The organism is Asanoa iriomotensis, assembly GCF_016862515.1.
Classification (GTDB): Bacteria; Actinomycetota; Actinomycetes; order Mycobacteriales; family Micromonosporaceae; genus Asanoa; species Asanoa iriomotensis.
In genome coordinates this window covers 22,147-43,963 of sequence record NZ_BONC01000065.1, presented here as the reverse complement: position 1 = coordinate 43,963, position 21,817 = coordinate 22,147, and the positions used below count along the sequence as shown (strand labels likewise).

General features: G+C 70.5%; 25 protein-coding genes and 1 pseudogene. 10 read left to right on the top strand and 16 right to left on the bottom strand.

Translation table 11 applies throughout. The features are described 5' to 3' along the window. Both Air01nite_RS32580 and Air01nite_RS32575 read left to right on the top strand, forming a co-directional pair. A partial coding sequence (locus tag Air01nite_RS32580) for an exodeoxyribonuclease VII large subunit (RefSeq protein ID WP_275408320.1) occupies window positions 1-562 on the top strand: 562 nt, incomplete at its 5' end. Beyond that, window positions 559-765: an exodeoxyribonuclease VII small subunit gene (locus Air01nite_RS32575; protein ID WP_203707194.1), complete on the top strand. Its 207-nt coding sequence runs from the start codon at window positions 559-561 to the stop codon at window positions 763-765. The genes Air01nite_RS32580 and Air01nite_RS32575, both read left to right, overlap by 4 nt. A 3-nt stretch (window positions 766-768) precedes the next feature. On the opposite strand, the gene Air01nite_RS32570 is transcribed toward Air01nite_RS32575, so the two are convergent. The 4 genes from Air01nite_RS32570 to Air01nite_RS32555 form a co-directional block, all read right to left on the bottom strand. Next, a complete protein-coding gene (locus Air01nite_RS32570) occupies window positions 769-1,533 on the bottom strand; it encodes a hypothetical protein (protein WP_203707193.1) in 765 nt (254 codons plus the stop codon). Then, on the bottom strand, window positions 1,533-2,297 hold the full coding sequence (locus Air01nite_RS32565; RefSeq protein WP_203707192.1) for a hypothetical protein: 765 nt from the start codon (window positions 2,295-2,297) through the stop codon (window positions 1,533-1,535). Before Air01nite_RS32565 ends, Air01nite_RS32570 begins: the two co-directional genes overlap by 1 nt. Before the next feature lie 77 nt (window positions 2,298-2,374). After that, window positions 2,375-3,109: a hypothetical protein gene (locus Air01nite_RS32560; RefSeq protein WP_203707191.1), complete on the bottom strand. Its 735-nt coding sequence runs from the start codon at window positions 3,107-3,109 to the stop codon at window positions 2,375-2,377. A 50-nt stretch (window positions 3,110-3,159) separates the two neighbouring features. Further along, complete coding sequence (locus Air01nite_RS32555; protein WP_203707190.1) at window positions 3,160-3,711, bottom strand: DUF4245 domain-containing protein; 552 nt, start codon at window positions 3,709-3,711, stop codon at window positions 3,160-3,162. A gap of 146 nt (window positions 3,712-3,857) precedes the next feature. On the opposite strand from Air01nite_RS32555, the gene glpX reads away from it, so the two are divergent. Further along, window positions 3,858-4,883: a class II fructose-bisphosphatase gene (gene glpX / locus Air01nite_RS32550; protein ID WP_203707189.1), complete on the top strand. Its 1,026-nt coding sequence runs from the start codon at window positions 3,858-3,860 to the stop codon at window positions 4,881-4,883. A gap of 538 nt (window positions 4,884-5,421) precedes the next feature. Here the strand turns inward: glpX and Air01nite_RS32545 are convergent. The 4 genes from Air01nite_RS32545 to Air01nite_RS32530 form a co-directional block, all read right to left on the bottom strand. Then, complete coding sequence (locus Air01nite_RS32545; RefSeq protein ID WP_203707188.1) at window positions 5,422-6,390, bottom strand: NAD(P)/FAD-dependent oxidoreductase; 969 nt, start codon at window positions 6,388-6,390, stop codon at window positions 5,422-5,424. A gap of 104 nt (window positions 6,391-6,494) precedes the next feature. Continuing rightward, window positions 6,495-7,097, bottom strand: coding sequence for a rhomboid family intramembrane serine protease (locus tag Air01nite_RS32540; RefSeq protein ID WP_239091114.1), 603 nt, complete (start codon window positions 7,095-7,097; stop codon window positions 6,495-6,497). A gap of 27 nt (window positions 7,098-7,124) precedes the next feature. After that, window positions 7,125-7,922 (bottom strand): S1 family peptidase, encoded by a 798-nt coding sequence (locus Air01nite_RS32535; protein WP_203707187.1) that lies wholly within the window; start codon window positions 7,920-7,922, stop codon window positions 7,125-7,127. A gap of 77 nt (window positions 7,923-7,999) precedes the next feature. Continuing rightward, complete coding sequence (locus tag Air01nite_RS32530; RefSeq protein ID WP_203707186.1) at window positions 8,000-8,674, bottom strand: aggregation-promoting factor C-terminal-like domain-containing protein; 675 nt, start codon at window positions 8,672-8,674, stop codon at window positions 8,000-8,002. 220 nt (window positions 8,675-8,894) lie between these two features. Here Air01nite_RS32530 and Air01nite_RS32525 point away from each other — a divergent pair, with 220 nt between their 5' ends. After that, the gene (locus tag Air01nite_RS32525; protein WP_203707185.1) at window positions 8,895-9,485 is read left to right on the top strand and encodes a dihydrofolate reductase family protein; all 591 of its coding nucleotides are present in this window, start codon (window positions 8,895-8,897) and stop codon (window positions 9,483-9,485) included. A gap of 37 nt (window positions 9,486-9,522) precedes the next feature. Here Air01nite_RS32525 and phoH2 read toward each other — a convergent pair whose 3' ends face one another. The 3 genes from phoH2 to Air01nite_RS32510 all read right to left on the bottom strand — a co-directional run bounded on the left by phoH2 (window position 9,523) and on the right by Air01nite_RS32510 (window position 12,000). Beyond that, window positions 9,523-10,911, bottom strand: a complete 1,389-nt coding sequence (gene phoH2, locus Air01nite_RS32520) for an RNA 5'-3' helicase PhoH2 (RefSeq protein ID WP_203707184.1) — start codon at window positions 10,909-10,911, stop codon at window positions 9,523-9,525. A gap of 384 nt (window positions 10,912-11,295) precedes the next feature. Continuing rightward, a complete protein-coding gene (locus Air01nite_RS32515) occupies window positions 11,296-11,628 on the bottom strand; it encodes a hypothetical protein (protein ID WP_203707200.1) in 333 nt (110 codons plus the stop codon). Window positions 11,629-11,643: 15 nt separating this feature from the next. Further along, window positions 11,644-12,000, bottom strand: coding sequence for a hypothetical protein (locus tag Air01nite_RS32510; protein ID WP_203707183.1), 357 nt, complete (start codon window positions 11,998-12,000; stop codon window positions 11,644-11,646). A gap of 270 nt (window positions 12,001-12,270) precedes the next feature. On the opposite strand from Air01nite_RS32510, the gene Air01nite_RS32505 reads away from it, so the two are divergent. From Air01nite_RS32505 to otsB, 3 genes are all read left to right on the top strand, one after another. After that, window positions 12,271-12,711 carry a helix-turn-helix domain-containing protein gene (locus Air01nite_RS32505; protein ID WP_203707182.1) on the top strand — a complete coding sequence of 147 codons (441 nt, stop codon included), beginning with the start codon at window positions 12,271-12,273 and terminating at the stop codon, window positions 12,709-12,711. 170 nt (window positions 12,712-12,881) lie between these two features. Continuing rightward, a complete protein-coding gene (locus tag Air01nite_RS32500; RefSeq protein WP_203707181.1) occupies window positions 12,882-13,250 on the top strand; it encodes a hypothetical protein in 369 nt (122 codons plus the stop codon). 81 nt (window positions 13,251-13,331) lie between these two features. Next, a complete protein-coding gene (gene otsB, locus Air01nite_RS32495; protein ID WP_203707180.1) occupies window positions 13,332-14,156 on the top strand; it encodes a trehalose-phosphatase in 825 nt (274 codons plus the stop codon). Here otsB and Air01nite_RS32490 read toward each other — a convergent pair. From Air01nite_RS32490 to Air01nite_RS32470, 5 genes are read right to left on the bottom strand one after another with little or no spacing between them, the layout of a single operon-like run. Continuing rightward, a complete protein-coding gene (locus Air01nite_RS32490; protein WP_203707179.1) occupies window positions 14,153-14,623 on the bottom strand; it encodes a hypothetical protein in 471 nt (156 codons plus the stop codon). The genes otsB and Air01nite_RS32490 overlap by 4 nt on opposite strands. Window positions 14,624-14,676: 53 nt before the next feature. Beyond that, window positions 14,677-15,447: an isoprenyl transferase gene (locus Air01nite_RS32485; protein WP_203707178.1), complete on the bottom strand. Its 771-nt coding sequence runs from the start codon at window positions 15,445-15,447 to the stop codon at window positions 14,677-14,679. Between the two features lie 10 nt (window positions 15,448-15,457). Further along, window positions 15,458-16,612, bottom strand: a complete 1,155-nt coding sequence (locus Air01nite_RS32480; RefSeq protein WP_203707177.1) for a geranylgeranyl reductase family protein — start codon at window positions 16,610-16,612, stop codon at window positions 15,458-15,460. Beyond that, entirely contained in the window at window positions 16,612-17,469 is an 858-nt protein-coding gene (locus tag Air01nite_RS32475) for a hypothetical protein (RefSeq protein ID WP_203707176.1), read from the bottom strand. The genes Air01nite_RS32480 and Air01nite_RS32475 overlap by 1 nt, the downstream gene beginning before the upstream one ends. A 49-nt stretch (window positions 17,470-17,518) precedes the next feature. Next, the gene (locus tag Air01nite_RS32470; RefSeq protein ID WP_203707175.1) at window positions 17,519-19,345 is read right to left on the bottom strand and encodes a phosphoenolpyruvate carboxykinase (GTP); all 1,827 of its coding nucleotides are present in this window, start codon (window positions 19,343-19,345) and stop codon (window positions 17,519-17,521) included. 380 nt (window positions 19,346-19,725) lie between these two features. Here Air01nite_RS32470 and Air01nite_RS32465 point away from each other — a divergent pair, with 380 nt between their 5' ends. From Air01nite_RS32465 to Air01nite_RS32455, 3 genes and pseudogenes are all read left to right on the top strand, one after another. Then, the gene (locus tag Air01nite_RS32465) at window positions 19,726-20,481 is read left to right on the top strand and encodes a sigma-70 family RNA polymerase sigma factor (protein WP_203707174.1); all 756 of its coding nucleotides are present in this window, start codon (window positions 19,726-19,728) and stop codon (window positions 20,479-20,481) included. A 117-nt stretch (window positions 20,482-20,598) separates the two neighbouring features. Beyond that, window positions 20,599-21,150, top strand: a complete 552-nt coding sequence (locus tag Air01nite_RS32460) for a GtrA family protein (RefSeq protein ID WP_203707173.1) — start codon at window positions 20,599-20,601, stop codon at window positions 21,148-21,150. Between the two features lie 70 nt (window positions 21,151-21,220). Next, window positions 21,221-21,808: pseudogene (locus Air01nite_RS32455) on the top strand (GtrA family protein); the annotation flags it as partial. Window positions 21,809-21,817: the final 9 nt, after the last annotated feature.

Sequence of the window (21,817 nt, the reverse complement as noted above, 5' to 3'; positions counted from 1 at the left end):
GTTCTCCGACGAGGCGCTCTGCCGCGCCGTGTTCGCCTGCCGGACCCCGGTGGTCAGCGCGATCGGCCACGAGACCGACGCGCCGCTGCTCGACTACGTCGCCGACGTGCGCGCCTCGACGCCCACCGACGCCGCCAAGCGGATCGTCCCCGACCTGGGCGAGGAGCTGCGGGTCATCCAGGTCGCCCGGCAACGGCTCGACCGTGCGGTGCTCGGCATGATCGACCGTGAGCAGCACCGGCTGGACGCGATCCGGTCCCGGCCGGTGCTCGCCCGCCCGGGCGTGATGATCGAGGCCCGGGCCGGCGACGTGACCGCGCTGCGCGAGCGGGCCGCCCGCAGCCTCGACCACCGGATCCGGGCCGCCGGCGACGAGCTGCGGCACACGGTGGCCCGGCTGCGTGCGCTGTCCCCCGCGGCCACGCTCGACCGGGGCTATGCCATCGTCCAGAGCCCCTCCGGGCACGTCGTGCGCGCCGCGACCGACGTGGCCAAGGGCGATGTGCTGCGGGTACGGCTGGCCCGCGGCGAGCTGTCGACCACAGTGGAGGAGACCCGGTGACCAACGAGAACCTGAGCTACGAGCAGGCCCGCGCCGAGCTGGCGTCGGTGGTCGAGAAGCTCGAGGCGGGCGGCATCTCGCTGGAGGAGTCGCTGGCGCTGTGGGAGCGGGGCGAGCGCCTGGCCGACATCTGCCAGCACTGGCTCGACGGCGCCCGGGAACGCCTCGACGCCGCCCGTCAACAGGCCGGCGCCGAGGCGTGACTCTCAGGACTCCTTGACCTGGTCGGCCGGCGGCGGCTTCGGCGCCTCGACCTTGTCGTAGTCGGAGAATCCGATCGTCGCCTTGTACGCCGGGCTCTTCGCGCCGGCCGGCACGTCCAAGACGACCGAGGTTGCCCTGCCGTCGGCGTCGAGGGTGATGGCGACCGGGATGGCCTTGGCCTTGTCGCCCATCGCCTTAAGTTCCTCGGTGTCGCCGATGACGTCGACCAACGGGGTCGCGAGAACATCGAGAGTGCCCGTGAGGGTGTCGGCCCCCGACTCCTTGAGGCCGGTGACCTTCTTCAGCAGGTCGGCTGCTCCCACGCCGACCTTCTCCTCGGCCGCGGAGAAACTGGCCGCCGCCTCCTCGCGCGACACGTGCCGCCAGACGTTGAACTCCTTGGCGAACTCCTTCATCACCGGGTCGTCGGTGTCGCCGAGGTCGATGTTCATCTTCATCCACCGGTCGGTGCCGATCTCGACCATCTCGAGGGAGAACTCGTTGCCCTCCTCGTCCTTGCCGACCGCGCTCAACTGCTGCGATTCGGAGGGCGCGTGCGCGACACCGGTCATCTTGCCGACCGGAGACTCGATCGAGTAGCGGTAGCTGCCCTTCTCGAGGGTGGTCGCCGCGGCGGCGATGCGCGCGGCCGGGTCGGCGGGCGTCGACGCGGCGTTTGAGTCGCCACCGGACGCGGCGGTCTGGCCGCAGCCGGCGAGGGCGAACAGGACGGCGGTCGCGGCGAGCGCGAGCTTCGGGGTGCGCATCACTTCTCGTTCACCTGGTCCGCGGGCGGAGCCTTCGGCTGCTCGACGTTCTCGAAGTCGAAGAACTTGATCGTCGCCGTCTGCGCCTTGGCCGCGCCGGCCGCCGGGATCTCCATCACCAGCGAGCTGAGCCGCTGCTCGCCGTCGATCGTGATCGTGATCGGCACCGCCTTGGCCTTGTCGCCCAGCGCCTTGAGGGTCTCGTCGTCGGTGAGGTCGAGATCGCTGTTGCTGGTCATGTCGATCGTGCCGGTGAACGTGCCGGGCGCGGTCTCCTTGAGGTTGCTCGCGCCCTTGACCATCTCGGTGCCCATGGCGTCGGCGCCGGCCTTCGCGAGCCCGCCGACGCTGGACTCGGCCTCTTCCTTGCTGATGTGGTTCCACTTGCCGAACGCGTCGGCGAGGCCCTGCAGCGTCTCGTCGTCGCCCGGGTCCAGCCCGAGGTCCATCTTCATCCACATGTCCGCGTCGATCTGGATCAGCTCGATGGTGAACTCCTGGCCTTCGGCCTCACCGGTCATCTTGAGCTGCGTGCTCTCCGACGGCTTGTGCCGAACGCCCTCGGCCTTGACGCCGGCGGACTCGATCGAGAACTTGAAGCTGCTGCCCTCGAGCTTGCGGGCGGCGGCGTTGACCTGCTCGGTGGGGTCGGCCGGCGCGGTGGTGGCAGCGGCCGGCGCGCCACCGGCTTCGGTGACCTGGCCACATCCGGCCAGGGCGAGAAGGACGGCCGCGCAGACGACCGCCAGTTTTGGCGTACGCAAGGGGAAACTCCTGTGAGTTCGCTGAAGAAGAGCCGTAGCGTAGCCGCATCGGGCGACCCGCTGTGGCCCCGCCGGGTTCACTCGGGGAAAGCGGGCAGCTCAAGGGCACCCTCGGGCTTGGCCGGCCGACCGACTTTGCCGTAGTCACGGTAGGTTTGTGCCACCTTCTTCGCCGTTTTCCCGTCGGCGGACGCGACCTCGACGGTGAGCCCGGCGAACCGGCCCCGTTCGTCGAGCCGCACCGTGATCGTCCCGGTCTCGGCCCAGCGCACGGGCTTGGGCGGGTCGGCGATCACGAGTTGCACGGTGTCGACGGTGAAGAGCATGACGTCCCGGCACACCTGCTCCGGCACCGAGCCCGTGAAGGTGCCGGGTGCGGTCTCGGTCAGCCCGGTGGCGGCCGCGACCAGCCGCGTGGCGACCACGTCGGGCATCGGCCAGACCGCCGACTTCGGCATCTTGATCCAGCGGGTCCCACCGCCGCCCGCGACGACGCCGGTGGTCCACTGCTCACCGCCGATCTGGATCGCGCCGCCGGGCCCGCTCGACGGGGTCGTCCGGAAGCTCTTGCTCGGCCCGTGCACCTCCCACACGCTGCGGACCTTGTCGTCCACCTCGACGATCGCGTAGCTGGTCCGCCCGAGGTCCCGGGCGGCGAGCGCGAGCCGAGTCCGCAGGTCGACCGTGGCAGCAGACGGGCTCACCGCCGCGGCGGTGGTCGGCGCGGCCACCGGCGCGGGCGACCCGTTCGAACAGGCGGTCAGCGCCAGCGGCAGGGCGAGCAGCAGTGCGGTGCGGCGAAAGTGCGGCACGGTCGGGCTCCTGGGGGTCGGCGTGAACCCCGGGAGCGTAGCTAACTAGATCAATTCAAGGAGTCGGCGAGCGTGACGAGGTCCGCCTCGCTGGCCTGGCCCACGATGATGACCGTGCGGTCCGGGTCGAGCCTGACCAGGGCGCGCTCGCCGGGCCGGGTCGCGTAGGTCTGCCACGCCGCACCGTCGATCTGGGTGTCGCCCGTGAGCTTGGCGTCCGCGGTCAGCTCGGCCGGGATGATCGTGGTGGGCTCGGCGTCGGTCTGCAGCACCTGGGCGCCCTTGCCGTCGGGGCTGACCAGGCCGAGCCGCAGCGCCTTGCCGCCCTCGATCTGCTGCCACCGGGCACTGACGGTGGTCCAGTCGTCGGACAGCCCGGTCGGCACGAGCACGGGGAAGGCGTTGGCGTGCCGGGCGTCGTCGATCGCGGCCGTGGTGTCGACCGCGATCGGGTCGTTGCCGTCGAGGAAGATCCGGTAGGCGCCGAACGCCAGCAGGATCGGCACGAGCAGCACGAGCATCGAGATCACCATGTCGCGGGGCCGGCGCTCGCTGCGCTGGCTCGACTCGATGATCTCCTCTTTGCTGGCCTGCTGCTCCACGAGGGCAATTGTGCCGACACGCGGCGCAAGCGACCACACCGGGCCGACACGGCCACCCGAACGCCCGTTCAGCGGCAGGGCATGCCAGGATCAGAGGTAACGACCGATCCTCACACTGCAGCGCCGCTAAGCGAGGAGGCCGCCCGATGAATGGAACCCGGGTTCCACAGGATCTTGACCGCAACCTGGCCCTTGACCTGGTCCGCGTCACCGAGGCGGCGGCGATGGCCGCCGGCCGCTGGGTCGGCCTGGGCGACAAGGAGGGCGGCGACGGCGCCGCCGTCGACGCGATGCGCAAGCTGATCAATTCGATCCAGATGCGCGGCGTCGTGGTGATCGGCGAGGGCGAGAAGGACAACGCGCCCATGCTGTTCAACGGCGAGGAGGTCGGCGACGGCACCGGCCCGGAGGTCGACGTCGCCGTCGACCCGATCGACGGCACCACGCTGATGAGCAAGGGCATGCCGAACGCGCTGGCCGTGCTGGCGGTGGCCGAGCGGGGCGCGATGTTCGACCCGAGCGCGGTCTTCTACATGGAGAAACTGGCCGTCGGCCCGGACTGCGCCGACGTGATCGACATCAACGCCGGGGTCGTCGAGAACCTGCGCCGGATAGCCAAGGTCAAGCGGTCCAGCGTCGCCGACGTCACCGTCTGCGTCCTCGACCGGCCGCGGCACGAGCGGCTCGTCGAGGAGGTGCGCCACGCGGGCGCCCGGATCCGGTTCATCTCCGACGGCGACATCGCGGGCGCGATCTACGCGGCCCGCGACACGTCCGAGGTCGACGTGCTGATGGGCATCGGGGGTACGCCCGAGGGCATCACCGCCGCCTGCGCGCTCAAGTGCATGGGCGGGGCGATCCAGGCGAAACTCTGGCCGCGGGACGACGCCGAGCGGGAGAAGGCGCTGGCCGGTGGCCACGACCTCGACCGGGTGCTGCACACCGACGACCTGGTGGCGGGCGACAACGCCTTCTTCGTCGCCACGGGTGTGACCAGCGGCGACCTCCTGCGCGGTGTCCACTACCGGGCTGGCGGCGCCTACACCCAGTCGATCGTCATGCGCTCCAAGAGCGGCACGATCCGCATCATCGACTCCTACCACCGGTTGGAGAAGTTGGCGCTGTACTCGTCGGTGGACTTCGACGGCCGCCCGATCGCCGAGCAGGCGTAGCCCCAGAAGACACCGGCCCGGGGTGAGGGTGACCAACTGCGGCCCGGCAGCGCAGGCAGCTATCACCCGGCAGAGTCGGGCGTCCGCCCGGCCGCCGGGCTCGGGTGGCGCGGACCTGTCCCGGATCGGCCGCAACTGCGATCGGCGGCGGCATGAGCCCCTGACGGCCGGGGATCTGGCGGTCAGATCTCCAGATCCGATGCCCCGGACGGCCGACCTCGCCCCTGGCTTCCGCGACGGCCAGCACCGTCGTCAGCCCCGACACCTGGCGACCCAGGGAGACCAGGCACTCCGACACGGGCAGAGCAGGCGACCAGGCGCGGCGGACGTTGGTAATCGGTTGCTGTTCCGGCAGCAACCGATCACCAAGATCTGCCGCCAAGCACCTCGCCCACCCGTCGGCCGACGCCGGCGGCAGCGCTTTGGAGGCGTTGGCATTCCGCCCTCACGGCGACCCAACGCGGACATGGCAGCGCAGCGAAGCGGAGCGGTGGCTGGCGGGAGCGACGGTCGTGCCGACCGCGCGCCCGAGCAGGGGTCAGCCGTTGTCCGAAGAGTGGCCCGGGAAGAGGTGGGCCGCGGGGTCGATGGCGACCGCGGCGTTGTTGACCGCTGTGGCGGCCTCGCCGAAGCCCGTCGCGATCAGGCGCACCTTGCCCGGGTATTCGGTGATGTCGCCCGCGGCGAACACCCTCGGCAGGTTGGTCGCCATCGTGCTGTCGACCTTGACGTGGCGCCGGTCGAGGTCGAGGCCCCAGTCCGCGAGTGGGCCGAGGTCGGCGGTGAAGCCGAGTGCGGCGACCACCGTGTCGACGGGGATCGTCTCCGTCTCGCCGCCCTTGACCGCGATGTCGGCGTGGGTGACCGCGTCCTCGCCGTGGATCTTGGCCACCTCGGCGTTGACCACGATCCGGACGCTCAGGTCCTGCACCCGGGCCACGGTGGCGGCGTGCGCCCGGAAGCGGTCGCGGCGGTGCACCAGCGTGACCGACTTGGCCAGTGGCTCCAGCGCCAGCGCCCAGTCGAACGCGGAGTCGCCGCCGCCGACGATCAGGACGTCGTGGCCGGACAGGTCGGCCAGGTGTGGCACGAAGAACACGATGCCGGTGCCGGCGAAGGTCTCGGCGGCGGGCAGCGGGCGGGGCTTGAAGCTGCCCATGCCGCCCGTGATGATCACGGCGCCACACCTGAGTTCTTCGCCGCTGGACAGGCGCAGCACCGGCTTGCCGTCGGTGTATGACAGGTCGTCAGCCCTCGTGTCGAGGATGTATTGCGGCTGGAACGGCGCGGCCTGCTCGACCAGGTTGGCCACCAGCTCGCGGCCCTTGACGCTGGGGAAACCGCCGACGTCGTAGATCTGCTTCTCGGGGTACATCGCGGTGACCTGGCCGCCCGGCTCGGGCAGGTTGTCGATCAGCGCGACCGACAGACCGCGGAAGCCCGCGTAGTAGGCGGCGAACAGTCCGGATGGTCCCGCGCCGATGATCGCGACGTCGATTTCCCGCATGGCTCACCAATGCCCTTCAGGCGACCTCTTCCGGTCGACATCGACGGTATGCACAGCGGTGCCACACCGGCAAGGACCGCGCCGTGTCGCGCGCGATCCGGACACTAGCGACGGAACAGGATCGCGGCGACGGCGCCGCTGAGGAAGCCGAAGAGGTGGCCCTGCCACGAGATGCCCGGGTCGCCGGGCAGGAGGCCGAAGAGCACCGACCAGTAGAGCAGGGCGACCAGCGCCACCACGCCCAGGTTCCACCAGGACCGCTCGACGATGCCCCGGGCCAGCAGCAGGCCGAAGTAGCCGAAGATCACTCCGCTGGCGCCGACCACGACCGTGCCGGGGTCGCCGACGAGCCAGACGCCCAGGCCGCTGACCAGGATGATGAACGCGGTCGCCCAGATGCCCCGCCGCGCGCCGGCGGCCATCACGAACGTGCCGAGCAGCAGCAGCGGGACGCTGTTGGCGTAGAGGTGCCCGAAGTCGGCGTGCAGCAGCGGCGAGAAGACGATGCCGTCGAGGCCGTAGACGTTGCGCGGGATGATGCCGCCGCGCGGGTCCAGACCGAGGTGCAGCCAGTAGTCGAGGGCCTCGATCGCGAACAGCACGGGCACCACGGCGCACATGGTCACGAAGGCTCGGCCGACGGCGGCGTAGAAGGGTTCGGTGCCGAAGCGCAGGCGATCGGGATCGGTCGTCCAGTACTGGGACACGCACAAGGGTTATCAGGCGAGAAGCGCTCACGCCAAACGGGAGCGCAGCACCGCCATGCCGACCGCGATGTCTGCCGCGAACGCGGACACCTGGGTGTAGACACCCGGGTAGTTCTTCCGGGCGCAGCCGTACCCCCAGCTCACGATGCCGATCTGCAGCCAGGAGCCGGTCCCGTCGAGACGCACCATCGGCCCGCCCGAGTCGCCCTGGCACGAGTCCTTGCCGTTGCGGGCGGCGCAGATCATGTCGGAGCCGACGATCTCCAGCCCGATCCGGCCGTACTTGCGGTCGCAGGACGAGTCGGAGACGAAGTCGACGTCGACCGCGCGCAGCTTGCGCTGCTGCGTGAGCGAGCCCTCCTTGGTGGACCCCCAGCCCATCACGGTGAACCGGCCCTCGTCGTAGCGCGTGTCCGCGGCCAGCGTCAGCGTAGGCAGGTCCAACGGCGCGTCGAGGGCGATCAGTGCCCAGTCGTCGCCCGTCGTGGCGTCGCTGTAGCCCGGCGCCCGGTAGACCCGCGTCGACCGGACCGTCTTCGCCCGGGCCGAGTCCAGGTCGACCGACCCGCCGGTGATCTTCATCGAGGTGTCCGCTCCGCTGCGCTTGACGCAGTGGCCGGCCGTCAGCACGACCTGCGGCGCGACGAGGGATCCGCCACAACCGACCGAGAGCCGCACCACCCACGGGTACGTGCCCTCGTCGACCCGGCTGCCGCCGACGATCCGCTCCTGGCCGTCGTCCGCCACGGCCGGCGCGGTCACCAGACCCAGAACCGCGGCGATGACCGAGACCAGCACTGCGCTCCGAAAGCGAAACCTTCGCATGATTGAAACCCTAGAGGCCGCAAAAGCCGCAGAGGGTACGAACGCGAGTGTTCGTACCCTCTGCCTCAGGTTTCAGGTCAGTACCAGCCCTCGGCCTGCGAATGCGCCCAGGCGCCGCACGGATCGTCGTAACGGCCCTCGATGTAGCCGAGGCCCCACTTGATCTGCGTGGCCGCGCTGGTCTGCCAGTCGTCGCCGACGGTGGCCATCTTGCTGCCGGGCAGGGCCTGCGGGATGCCGTACGCACCGGAGCTGTCGTTGCGGGCCTTCTCGTTCCAGCCGCTTTCCTTGGTCCACAGCTTGTCCAGGCAGGGCATCTGGTCGATCTTGAAACCCTCGTCGAGCAGCAGCGCGCAGCCGATCTTCCGGTTGCCGCTGAACTCGTTGCAGGACGCCGGGATCGGCCCCGTGTACGGCTTGGCCGGCGGGGGTTCTTCCGCGGCCTTCTCGCGCTTCTTGCGGCTGGCCTCCTCGGCCCGCTTCGCGCGTTCGGCGGCCGCCTTGGCCGCGGCCTGGGCACGCTGTGCGGCGATCGCCTCGGCATCCCGGCGCTGGGCCATCATCGACTCGTGGTCGAGATGGTGCTCCTTCAGCACCACGTTTTCGGCCTGCTGTGCCTCTGCGGCGAATCGCGTATCGATCCCCTGCTCCTGGCTACGGTCGTTGCCCAGGTAGTAGCCGCCGCCCACCCCCGCTGCGAGGATGCCGACCGCCAACGCCCGGACCCCGAACCGGCTCCACAGCCGAGTCACGAAGTCGTTCCCTTCGTCGGGGGCATGGACCCAGACACCATTGCGCACAGTGAGTCGCGAGGGAAATAGGGAGACCATTGTGTGACTTGGGTCACGGGGTAAAAGCGAGCAAGTTCGGGCAAATTGCTGCGTGGACAAAAAGTTTCCGTAACCCTGTCGATCCGCGGCTGCCTCGAACGACGCGTGGGTAAGCCGACAGTCAATCGAGGAGGATCCGCAAATGAAGGTCTGCACCGGCGCCAGCATGTCGCTCGACGGTTACGTCTCGGGCCCCGGCGAGACCGGGTTCGAGCACCTGTTCGCCTGGTACGGCAACGGCGACATCGACATGCCCACCGGCAACCCGGAGATGACGTTCCGCCTGACCCAGGCGAGCTACGACCACCAGAAGGCGTTCACCAGCGAGCTGGGTGCCCTGGTGGTCGGCCGCAAGCTGTTCGACTTCACCAACGGCTGGGGCGGCAAGCACCCGCTGGAGGTGCCCACGGTCGTGCTCACCCACAACCCGCCGACGGGGTACGAGGACAACAAGTGGTTCGCGTTCGTCACCGACGGCATCGAGAGCGCGATCGCCAAGGCGCACGAGATCGGCGGCGGCCGGACGGTCGGCCTCAACTCCGGCACGATCGCGAGCCAGGCGCTCGACGCGGGGCTGCTGGACGAGGTCTGGATCGACCTGGTGCCCGTGCTGTTGGGCGGCGGCACGCCGTTCTTCAGCGGGCTCGGCAGCGCGCCGGTCGAGCTCGAGGGGCCGCTCGAGAGCGTGCAGGGCAACCGGGTCACCCACCTGCGCTACCGCGTCAAGAAATAGGCAGGAAAGGGGCCCCCGTCCGGGGGCCCCTCCGACCTCAGTTGGGGATGTCCTCCAGGAGGTCCGTGACCACCTCGGCGATCGCGGACCGCTCCGAGCGGGTCAGTGTCACGTGCGCGAACAGCGGGTGCCCCTTGAGCGCCTCGATCACCGCGGTGACGCCGTCGTGCCGGCCCACCCGCAGGTTGTCGCGCTGTGCGACGTCGTGCGTGAGCACCACCCGCGAGCCCTGGCCGATCCGGGACAGCACGGTGAGCAGGACCCCGCGCTCCAGTGACTGCGCCTCGTCGACGATGACGTACGCGTCGTGCAGGCTCCGGCCGCGGATGTGGGTCAGCGGCAGCACCTCCAGCATGCCGCGGGCGAGCACCTCTTCCCGGACGTTCTCGTGCACCACCGCACCGAGCGTGTCGAAGACCGCCTGGGCCCACGGCGACATCTTCTCGGACTCGCTGCCCGGCAGGTAGCCGAGTTCCTGGCCGCCGACCGCGTAGAGCGGGCGGAACACGATCACCTTCTTGTGCCGGCGGCGCTCCATGACCGCCTCGAGCCCCGCGCACAGCGCCAGCGCCGACTTGCCCGTGCCGGCCCGGCCGCCCAGCGAGACGATCCCGATCGACTCGTCGAGCAGCAGGTCGAGGGCGATCCGCTGCTCGGCCGAACGGCCGCGCAGGCCGAACGCCTCCCGGTCGCCGCGGACCAGCCGGACCACCTTGTCGGGCAGCACCCGGGCCAGCGCCGAGCCGCGCGACGAGTGCAGCACCAGGCCGGTGTGACACGGCAGCTCGGCAGCGGCGTCGAGGGCCAGGTCGGCGCCCGCGTAGAGCTCGTTGACCTCGTCGTCGGCCACCTCGATCTCGGCCATGCCGGTCCAGGTCGGATCGCTGGCCTGGCCGTGCCGGTATTCGTCGGCGGACAGACCCACGGCGGCCGCCTTCACCCGCAGCGGCATGTCCTTGCTGACCAGCGTGACCGCGCGCCCCTCCCCGGCGAGGTTGAGGGCCACCGAGAGGATCCGCGCGTCGTTGGACTCGTTGCGGAACCCGGGTGGCAGCACGCCGTCGTCGGAGTGGTTGAGCTCGACCCGCAGCGTGCCGCCGAGGTCGTTGATGGGCACGGGTTGGTCCAGCCGGCCGTGCTTGATCCGCAGTTCGTCGAGCATGCGCAGCGACTGCCGCGCGAACCAGCCGAGCTCGGGATGGTGACGCTTGCCCTCCAGTTCGGTGATCACCACCAACGGGAGCACGACCTCGTGCTCGTCGAAGCGGCGGAAGGCCGCGGGGTCGGACAGCAGGACCGAGGTGTCCAGGACATAGACGGGCTTCGGTGGCCCGTCCTCCTTCGCCGCGGACTTGCGCGCGCGGGTGGCGCGGCCGGTCGCGGGGGTGTCCTGGGTGGCCCGGGAAGTGGTGCGCTGAGTCGTCACAGGCCTGCTCCGGCGAGCGTGCACCCGGTCCGCCCGCGTGTTCCGCTTCCTCCGGTGCCCGGGAGCACGGGGTCGGATGCAGGCCCCGTGGCGAAGTCGTCGCAGGTCCGGGCCGTCCGGCTGGCGCGGGACGACCCCTCGCCATGGCTAGACGCTAACCGGCGCAAGGGGTCCGGGGGAAGTACACGCCGAACTAAGCAGCACTCGTTTACCCGGATTTCGCATAGGGGTTGGCCGGCCCGGCGGGCGCTCGCCGGGCCGGCCACCGGCTACGACACGCGCCCCTCACGCGTCGTCGCCGTTGGGATCAGGCCACCGGACTGGCCCGATCCCGGGGTGCGCGAACCGCCGGTCACCTGGCGGTCCACGCTCGTGAGTGACCACTCACACCGCGGGTTGGCTCGCGATCTCGCGAACCCCCACGGCGTGCCGTCCGCCGTCGGTTGTGGTCCCCACGAAGGAGGCGCTGAGATAGGTGGTTCCCGAACCGATCATGGTGGTCGGGACGTCCGATGCTGACCGTTGCCGCGGTTGCACCCGGAACGTCGCCGCCACCGTCTGCGTCTCCCGGCGCCGGCGGTTCCACGCGCCCCGGTCGCCGTCGGTGTAGCCCTGTCGGTATCCGTTGCGGTAGCTGAACCCACCGTGCAGCCGGCCCGCCGCGTAGCTGGACGAGCCGAGCAAGAGCACGAGGAAGATCGCGAAGTACGGCGTCATCGGTCCGTGCTGTCCTTACCGCTCGTCCGGATAGCGCGGGGCGCGGTCGACGTGCGGGCGACCGGCCAGCAGGTGGTCGATGTCGTCGACGCCGACTTCCTCGACGAGCTCGACGGCGACCCGGCACCGGTCGATGACGACCTCGGCGACGGAGGTGCGGCGCACCTCGCTGCCGGTGTCGTAGACCCGGATCCGCAAGTCCGGGCACCCGAGGTGGATCCGCCACGCGTCCCACTCGGCCATGTCGGCGACCTGTAGCGACACGTACCTGGCCCCGTGGGCGAGGTAGAGCCGCCACGGCGCGGTGATGCCAGCCGCGACGCCCGCCGCGATCAGCCCGAAGGCCTGCTCGCGGCTGGCCAGCTCGGTCACCGCTCGAACCCTTCTGGTGTCCCGTGTTGGGGACGCCATTCCCCACGCATTGTCTCGTTCACGTGACACACCGTAATCCGTATCACGCGCGTGACAGCATCGGCTTTTCGGCCGATTAGCGTGAGACCTGTGTCCACTTAGTCTGACCACGTGACGCCCCCCGAAAATCCCGCCCGATCGTTTACCGGCGACCACTTCGGACCGTCACGTCCGCGATACACGCCCCCGCCGGGCGGCCAGAAGATCGAGAACTGGCCGTACCGTCGCCCGGTGCCGGACACCTCCCCCGGACGCAAAATCGCGTTCGCCGCCTTCGTCCGCAAGGCGCTCGACGACGCCCGCGCCATCCGCGCGTGGAGCGGCTCCGAGGTGTCCCGCCGCACCGGCGTGTCCCGGCAGACCATCAACCGCTGGGTCCGCGCCGACTGGTCCAGCGATCCCGAGGCGGAGCGGGTGGTCGCGTTCTGCGCCGGCCTCGGCCTCAATCCGTCCGTGGCCTTCGGCGTGCTCGGCTGGGACACCGGCGCCGCCGGCCGGCCGGCTCCGGCCGCACCGCCGATGGACCCGGACGTCGAGGCGTTGCTGCGCCGACTGGTCGACCCCAACGTTTCCGACGCGGAAAAGTTCCATATTCGCGAGACCATTCGCTATCTCGCCTACCGCCCGCTATTGCCGTCCGATCGCGGATCCAAGCGCGGAAAAGCGGTCTGAGCGCGGCCTTATGCGCAAATGGCGAAAGAAGCCGAGTCTCTTGTGTCGAATGGCACGATCTTTACCTTCGTAGCGCAGTAACCTGCGCGTTTGTACTGCTTGGGCTCGGGTCGGGTGGGGAGCACCGGAGGTCAGCCAAGCCCTGCGGGACAAGGAGGAGGGGTCTGTCGATGGCCCTGAAATGGGGGGCGGTCGTGGTCGCGGCCGTCTCGGCAACGTTGTTCATGAGTTCCAACATCATCGTGGGAATTCTGGAGGGGAGAGAGGAACTCCCACTCGCCTTCAACTTGGCCACCATCGCCATCTCGGCGGTCGGCGTCGTCGTGGCGGTCATGGCCGAGATGTACAACCGGGTCGTCGGGCGGTTGAACGCCCTCGCTGAGTTCGTGGCGGCACGCCTCAACGAGGTCGACGCGCACACCGGCGACCGCAACGCCGGCTTCGTCGAGGGCTATTTGCTCAGTCACGGCGACGAGCCGGGTGCGGTGGTTCCCTTCAACCAGCGTCCCGCACGGCGGATGGGCGTGGTCGACGACTGAGGTCCGACAACCGAAAACGATCCACTGTCAACCGGTTGATCTGTCGGCGCGGAGCCGACCGGCACCCGGTAGGCTTTGGTTGTGCGGGGGTCAGAACAGGGCCACGGGCGCGACGACCGCCCGCTGAGTGCGGAGAGCGCATGGCGCTTGACCGCCGACCGGGCCGACGAGTGCGTGCTCTTCTTCGACTTCGACGGCACCTTGGCGCCGGTCGAGGACGATCCGACCTCGGTGCGGCCCGTGCCGCGGGCGCTCGCCGCGATCTCGGCGCTCGCCGCGGTGGTCCGGCGGGTCGCGATCGTGTCGGCGCGGCCGGTCGACTTTCTGCGCGACCGGTTCCACGGTGCGGCCGACGTCGACCTCTACGGGCTCTACGGGCTGGAGCAGAGCCACGGCGCGGGGCCCACGGTAACCGAGCCGGCGGCGCTGCCCTGGGTGCCCGCGATGGCCGACCTGGCCGAGCGGGCCCGGGCCGAGCTGCCGCCGGAGATCCTGGTCGAATACAAGCGGCTGTCGGTGGCCCTGCACTACCGCACGGCGCCGGAGCTGGCCGGCGAGGTCGAGCGCTGGGGCGGCGCCGAGGCGGAGCGGCTCGGCCTCAAGGTGCAGGTCGGCCGGATGGTGCTCGAGCTCAAGCCGCCGGTCGACCGCGACAAGGGCCTGGTGATCGGCGAGGCCGTGGCCTCGGCCGGCTGTGCGTGGTACTTCGGCGACGACGTCTCCGACCTCAAGGCGTTCGCGGCGCTGCGCGACCGTGAGGAGCGCGACCCGTCGTTCTTCGGGGTCTGCGTCGCGGTGGCCAACCCCGAGACCGGCCAGGCGGTGGCGGGCGCCGCCGACCTGACCTTCGACTCACCCGAGGCGCTCGGCGACTTCCTCGGCAAGGCGGCCGCCGCGCTGCGCTAAGCGGCCCAGGGTGCGCAGGCGGTGTTGAGCAGGCTCGTGTAGGCGCGCAGGTCCGGCTGCCCCGGTGACCAGGAGGCGATCTCGTCGGCCACCTTGGTCAGGTCGCTCGCGAGCTTGGGGTCGCGGGCCTCCTTGGCCCGTTCGCGAATGAAGCCCGACCATTTCTTGCCGACGGTCGCCTTGTCGGCCTGCGCCGCGTTGTCGTACGACCGCGAGTAGTCGTTGGTCGCGGTGCGCACCCGCCCGCAGACGTTGCGGTCCTGCGGCGGCGTCATCTCGGTGCCCGGCACGCTGGTGGCGGTGGGCGTGGCCGCGCCCTTGGGCGGGATGGCCGGCACCGCCGTCTGGGGCACGCCGCTCACGGACGGCAGGGGTGCCGCCTGGCGCTCCACCGTGGACGAGCAGCCGAGGGCCAGCGCCCCGGCGGCGATCACGAGCCCGACCTGGAAGACGCCACGCAACCTCATGCGAAGCAAGTGTGCCGTCTCACATCGACGGCCGCCACCCGCCCTTGGTCGGTCTAGGCGCCGTAGCGGCGTTGGCGGCTCGCGTACGAGCGCAGTGCACGGAGGAAGTCGACGCGGCGGAAGTCGGGCCAGTTGGCGTCGCAGAAATAGAACTCGGAGTGTGCCGACTGCCACAGCAGGAAGCCGGACAGGCGCTGCTCGCCGCTCGTGCGGATGACCAGGTCCGGATCGGGCTGGCCGCGGGTGTAGAGATGCTCGGCGATGTGGTCGACATCGAGCACCTCGGCCAGCTCCTCGAGCGTGCCGCCGCGGGACGCGTGCTCCTGGAGCAGCGAGCGGACCGCGTCCGCGATCTCCCGCCGGCCGCCGTAGCCGACCGCGATGTTGACCTCGGCCCCGCCGACCCGGTCGCGGGTGCGCTCCTGCGCGGCCTTGAGGGCGGTCGCGGTCTGGGCCGGCAGCAGGTCGAGCGCGCCGACGATGCGCAGCCGCCAGGGGTTGGCGTCCTCGGCGAGCTCGACCACCAGGTCCTCGATGATCTGCAGCAGCGGGTCGAGCTCGGCCGCCGGGCGGCGCAGGTTGTCGGTCGCCAGCAGGTAGAGCGTGACGTGCTCGATGCCCGCCTGGTCGCACCAGCCGAGCAGATGCTTGATCTTCGCCGCGCCGACCCGGTGGCCGTCGTTGGGGTCGACGTAACCCATCTCTTTCGCCCACCGGCGGTTGCCGTCGCACATCACGCCGACGTGCCGAGGCACGGGCCGGCCGGCCAACCGGGAGGTCAGCCGCCGCTCGTAGATCGAATAGACGAGATCACGCAGATTCATCACTTGCAGACTAGCGACCTCCGCCATAGACGAACGGACGAGCTTGTTGTGTCCGAACGGTCAACTCGCGGGCGATACGGCCCAGCGTACGGGCCTGCAACAGCCCGTCACCGAGGCCCAGCTCGACGATCGAGTCGAAGACCCGGCGGTCGTTCCCGGCTGCCCGGACAGCGGCCTGGATCACCGCGGGCGTGCGGGCCAGCCAGGCCGCCGCCGCGCTGTGCCGCAGGTGCCGCCCCAGCCGCCGGCGCAGCGCCGTGGCGTACTGCCGGGCGGCGTGGGCCGGTGCCACCGCGGCCGCGTGCCCCGCCAGCGAACCGGACAGCACCGCGTAGAAGATCCCCTCGCCGGTGAACGGGTTGATCAGCGACTGCGCGTCGCCGACGAGCAGCACCCGGCCGTCGCCGTGTGGCGGCCGCTTGGTCGACAGCGGCAGGTGGTGGGCCCGCAGGCGGGTCACGTCGGCGAGATCGATCTCGGGCAGCAGCTCGGCCATCCGGTCGAGCAGGTGGGCGCGGCTGAGCGGCCGACCCCGCATCACCTCGCCGTAGCCCACGTTCGCCGTGCCGTCGCCGATCGGGAACGCCCAGGCGTACGCGGGCCAGCGCGGCCCCGAGGTGACGATCCGCTGATCGGTCAGCCCGGGGAAGGCCACGTAACCGCGCATCGCGACGGCCAGGTGCCGGCCCCGGTTGGCCGGGTGGCCCAGCGAACGGCGGACCAGCGAGCCCGCGCCGTCGGCGCCGATCACGGCCTTCGCGGCGAACTTCTCGTCGACGACCACGCGGTCGGCCTCGACCCGCACCTCGCGGACCGTGTGCCGGCGCAGCTCCGCACCGGCGCCGACGGCCGCGTCGACGATGCGCGCGTCCAGGACGTACCGCGGGATCGTGTAGTCGGGCCGGCGCAGCCGCCCGCCCGCCTGGCCGTTGGGCGTCTCCAGACTCAGCGAGAGCACCGGCGCGTAGCCGGCCGCGACGTCCTCGACGCCGAGGCCGCCCAGCACGTCGAGCACGTGGGGGGCGATGCCGTCACCGCACGTCTTGTCGCGAGGGAAGCTGGCGCGGTCGAGCAGCAGCACGCTGGCACCGGCGCGGCGGGCGGCAACCGCCGCTGTCGCACCGGCCGGGCCGGCGCCGACGACGAGCACGTCGTAATCGATCATCACGGAACCGTATCCGGGATCGGGGCCTCCGCGCGCGGTGCCGGCAGGCGCACACCGGCCGTGGCCCGCGAGCGCGCGACGCCCCAGACCGCGACGGCGGCGGCGACCAGCAGTGGTCCGCCGTCGCGGACCAGGCCGTCGAGGCCGAGCAACAGATAACAGAGCGGCAGGTCGACCGCGAGCACCACGACCGTGACCACGACCAGCGCGACCCGCGCCCAACCGCGGTCACGCACCAGGAAGATGGCGATCGGCAGCAGCGCGTTGCCCACGACGACCGCGAACGCCAGCCAGGCCACCGCGAACGGCAGTCGGCGCAGGCCGCCCTCGCCGAGTGCGACCAGCGCGGGCACCGCGATCAGCGCGGGATAGGTGAACGCGGCGACCCGGGCGGTCAGCGTCCACCCGGCGACGGGCGGGCGGCGCGGCACGCTCTCCTGCCAACCGATGCCGCGCCGGTCGATGACCAGGCGGTTGGGGTGCCGCACCAGATGGGCGCCGACGACCGGCGCGCGGTAGAGCAGCACGACCACGGCCAGGCACAGCGCGGTCAGCACGGCGAACCCGATCGCGCCCGCCAGCGGCGGCACGCCGGAGCGGGGCACGATCAGCCGGCCGACAGCGAACACGGTGGTGACGGCGAGGATCAGCCCCAGCGGCTTGGCGCCGGCCCGGCCGCGCCGGACGTGCCAGACCAGGATCAGGAAGCCGAACGCGCGCAGCACGGCCCAGCCGGTGCGCACCGCCAGGCCGAACTCCCGGTCGGGCGCGTAGGCCAGGTTGAGCAGCTCGACCGCGACGGTGGCGGCAGCCGTCGCGTAGAGGAGCGCGACCAACGCGCGCACCGTCGGGGCCATGCCCGTGAGTGTAAGGAGGCCCGGCGCGCCGGGCCTCCTTAGCGAAAAACTAAGAAAGGCGGGCCTTCAGGGCGTCGAGCTCCGCCCAGAGCACGCCCGGCAGCTTGTCGCCGAACTTCTCGAACCATTCGGTGACCTGCGGGATCTCGGCCCGCCACTCGTCGGCGTCGACGCGCAGCGCGGCGGCGACGGCGGCCGGGTCGACGTCGAGACCCGACAGGTCGAGCGCGTCCGCGGTCGGCACGTGACCGATCGCGGTCTCCACCGCCTTGCCCTCCCCGTCGATCCGCTCGACGATCCACTTGAGAACCCGGGAGTTCTCGCCGAAGCCCGGCCAGAGGAAACCGCCGTCGGCGTCACGCCGGAACCAGTTGACGTAGAAGATCTTCGGCAGCTTGGCGGTGTCGGCGCCGGCGCCCTTGCCCATCTCGATCCAGTGCGCGAAGTAGTCGCCCGCGTTGTAGCCGATGAACGGCAGCATCGCCATCGGGTCGCGGCGCACCACGCCGACCTGGCCGGCCGCGGCGGCGGTGGTCTCCGACGAGAGGGTCGCGCCCAGGTAGACGCCGTGCACCCAGTCGCGGGCCTCGGTCACCAGCGGGATCGTGGTCTTGCGCCGGCCGCCGAAGAGGATCGCGTCGATCGGCACGCCCTGCGGGTCGGTGTACTCCGGCGCGATGATCGGGCACTGCTCGATCGGCGTGCAGAACCGGCTGTTGGGGTGGGACGAGGGCGCGTCACTGTCCGGCGTCCAGGAGTTGCCCTTCCAGTCGGTCAGGTGCGCGGGCGGCTCGCCCATGCCCTCCCACCAGATGTCGCCGTCGTCGGTCAGCGCGACGTTGGTGAAGACCGAGTTGCCGCGGGCGAGCGTACGCATCGCGTTGGGGTTGGTCGTGTAGTCGGTGCCCGGCGCGACGCCGAACAGGCCGAACTCAGGGTTGACGGCGTAGAGCCGGCCGTCCGGGCCGAACCGCATCCAGGCGATGTCGTCGCCGATCGTCTCGACCTTCCAGCCCGGGATGGTCGGCTCCAGCATCGCGAGGTTGGTCTTGCCGCACGCCGACGGGAACGCGCCCGCGACGTACTTGACCACGCCCTCGGGCGACGTCAGCTTCATGATGAGCATGTGCTCGGCGAGCCAGCCCTCGTCGCGCGCCATGACGCTGGCGATTCGCAACGAGTAGCACTTCTTGCCAAGCAGCGAATTGCCGCCGTAGCCCGACCCGTACGACCAGATCTCCCGGGTCTCCGGGAAGTGCGAGATGTACTTCGTCTGGTTGCACGGCCACGGCACGTCGTCGGCGCCCGGCTCGAGTGGCGCGCCCAGGGAGTGCAGCGCCGGCACGAAGTCGGCGTCGTCGCCCATCGCGCGCAGCACGGTGGTGCCCATCCGGGTCATGATGCGCATCGAGGCGACCACGTACGCGCTGTCGGTGATCTCGACGCCGAACATCGGGCTCTCGGCCTCGATCGGGCCCATGCAGAACGGGATGACGTACATCGTCCGGCCGCGCATCGAACCGCGGTAGAGGTCAGTCATCTCCGACTTCATCGCTTCCGGGGCCATCCAGTTGTTGGTGGGCCCGGCGTCGGCCTCGTCGACCGAGCAGATGAAGGTGCGCTCCTCGACCCGCGCGACGTCGGTCGGGTCGGTGCGCGCCCAGAACGAGTTGGGGCGTTTCGTCTGGTTGAGACGGACGAGCGTGCCGGCCTCGACGAGCTCCTCGGTCAGCCGGGTCCACTCCTGTTCGGACCCGTCGACCCACACCACGCGATCGGGTGTGGTGAGCTCGGCAACCTCCTTCACCCAGGCGAGGAGGCGCGGATGCGAAGTCGGGGCTTCGTCGGCGCCGGGAAGGGTGGCCGGAACTGTCATGGTGAACTCCTCGCGGTCGACGCTGACCTATGGGTGCACGAACGAGGGCGGGCTCGCGCCACACCAGTGCATCTCGGGGTTCAACTCAGACTAAACCGAAGGACCGTTCAGGGCAGCGCGGCCGGTTGTGAAAATCTGCACAAGGGACGGTGGGTTTGGAATTCGGCGCTGGATGACGCGCTCTTCCGCGCACCTTCGCGCATCCGCCGCTCGCCCGGGTCACCGGGCGGCCCGCGACAGACCACCCATCGGCGCCCCGGGCTGCCAAAACGCCTCTTCCCTCACGCTACGGAGTGACCTACGCTTTTCCTCATAACGAGGGTTTTCTCCCTCACGTTCCCTATAGGCATTTCCGCCCCATTCCTCCCCCTGGAGGCGGCATGACCAGTCCGACGACCACTGACCTACGACCGGAACCCGCTGACGGCGACGACGAACCATCCGACGCGGACCTGGTGGCCGCCGTCCGATCCGGTGACACCGGCGCTTACGGCACCCTCTATGTCCGGCACGCGAGCGGCGTACGCCGCCTGGCCAGCACCCTGGTCCGGGACCGGGCCGACGCCGACGACCTCGTCGCGGAGACCTTCGTCAAGGTGCTCGCCACGCTCCGGGCCGGTCGCGGCCCGGCCCGCGCCTTCCGGCCCTACCTCTACACGACCCTGCGTCACCTGAGGTACGACCGACTGCGCGCCGAACAGCGGGTCGAGTTCACCGACGACCTGAGCCGCTACGAGGCCGGCGTGCCCTTCGCCGACCCCACGGTGGCCCAGCTCGACCGGCTCTACGCGGCACAGGCCTTCGCCCGGCTTCCGGAACGCTGGCGGGCGGTGCTCTGGCACACCGCCGTCCAGGGTGAGTCCGCGGCCCAGGTGGCCGGCCGCCTCGGCCTGACGCCGGGCGGGGTGGCCGCGCTGGCCTTCCGGGCACGGGAACGCCTGCGGCAGATCTACCTGCAGCAGCACGTGGCGCCCGCCGACACGCCGGCCTGCCGGCAGGTCGCCGCCCGGCTCGCCGGCTACGTGCGCGGCCGGCTGGCCCGCCGCGCCCGCAACACGGTCGACGGGCACCTGGCCACCTGCGCCGACTGCCGGGCCGCGCTCGACGAGTTGGCGGACCTCCCGGCGGCCGGTTGATCACCCGTGGCGGTGGCGCGGTCACCGCCCGCACCACCGCCGCCCTCGGTGATCACTGTCTGGTCAACCTTTAGCGCGTGCCGAACGGGGGATGCGCACAGACGGTAGTCTCGGGCCGTGTCCGCAACCGTTGCCGATGACGAATCGTCATCATCGGCCGCCCCGACCGGGGCGGCGGCGCGGTTGCGCGAGCGGTTCGGTCACCTGGTCAAGGAGTTCGGCAAGTTCGGCACGGTGGGCGGCGTCGCCTTCGCGGTCGACCTGCTGATCTTCAACCTGCTGATCAGCGGCGACGGCACCCCGGTGCTGCTCGCGAAGACGATCTCCACGGTGATCGCGGCGACGCTGGCCTTCGTCGGCAACCGCTTCTGGACCTGGCGGCATCGCGAGCGCAGCGGCCTGCGTCGTGAATACCTGCTCTATTTCTTCTTCAATGCGGTCGGCCTCGGCATAGGACTCGCCTGCCTGGGTATCAGCCACTACGTACTCGGTAACTTCTGGCCACAGGTCTTCCAGACCACGCTGGCCGACAACATTTCCGGCCAGCTCATCGGCACGGCGGTCGGCACGCTTTTCCGTTTCTGGTCCTACCGGCGGTTCGTTTTCATCGATGCGGCGGCAGCACCACGAACACCGTCCGCTCCAGCGACGGTGACCAAGGGTGACTAGGGGAGTGAGTTCTCCCCCAGCACTCGCCGTTGGCACAAACTGAACCGCCCGTCTCCTTTAAGGTGGCCAAATGCGCGTGGACCGACTGCTGCCCGAGCGATGGAACAAACTCCTCAGCGAGGCGCTCAAGTTCGGCATCGTCGGTGGCATCAACCTCGTGATCAACTTCGCGGTGTTCAATGCCCTCGCGCTCACGATCTTCCATGGCGGGCAGCTCAAGGCCAACGTCGTCGCCACCGTGTTCGCCACGTTCACGTCGTACTTCATGAACCGGCACTGGACCTACCGCGACCGGCCGAAGTCGGCGATGCGCCGTGAGACGACGCTGTTCGTCCTCTTCAACTTCACCGGCCTCGTGATCGAGCTGGGCGTGCTGGGCATCGCGAAGTACGGCTTGGGCACCGAGAGCCTGCTGGTGCTCAACGTCTTCAAGTTCCTGGGCATCGGCATCGCCACGGTCTTCCGGTTCTACACCTACCGCACCTTCGTCTTCCGAGCCGCGCCGGAGCCCGAGCCCGAGCCCGCCGGGGTGCCGGCGCCCGCGGTGGCGCACGTGCGGCAGTTCGCCCACCACCCGATCAACGGCGACGTGATCGCGACCTTCGACCCGGTGGCCGAACTGGCCGAAGTGGTCAGCGAGTTCGAGTCCGCCAGCCCCGGCCGCCGG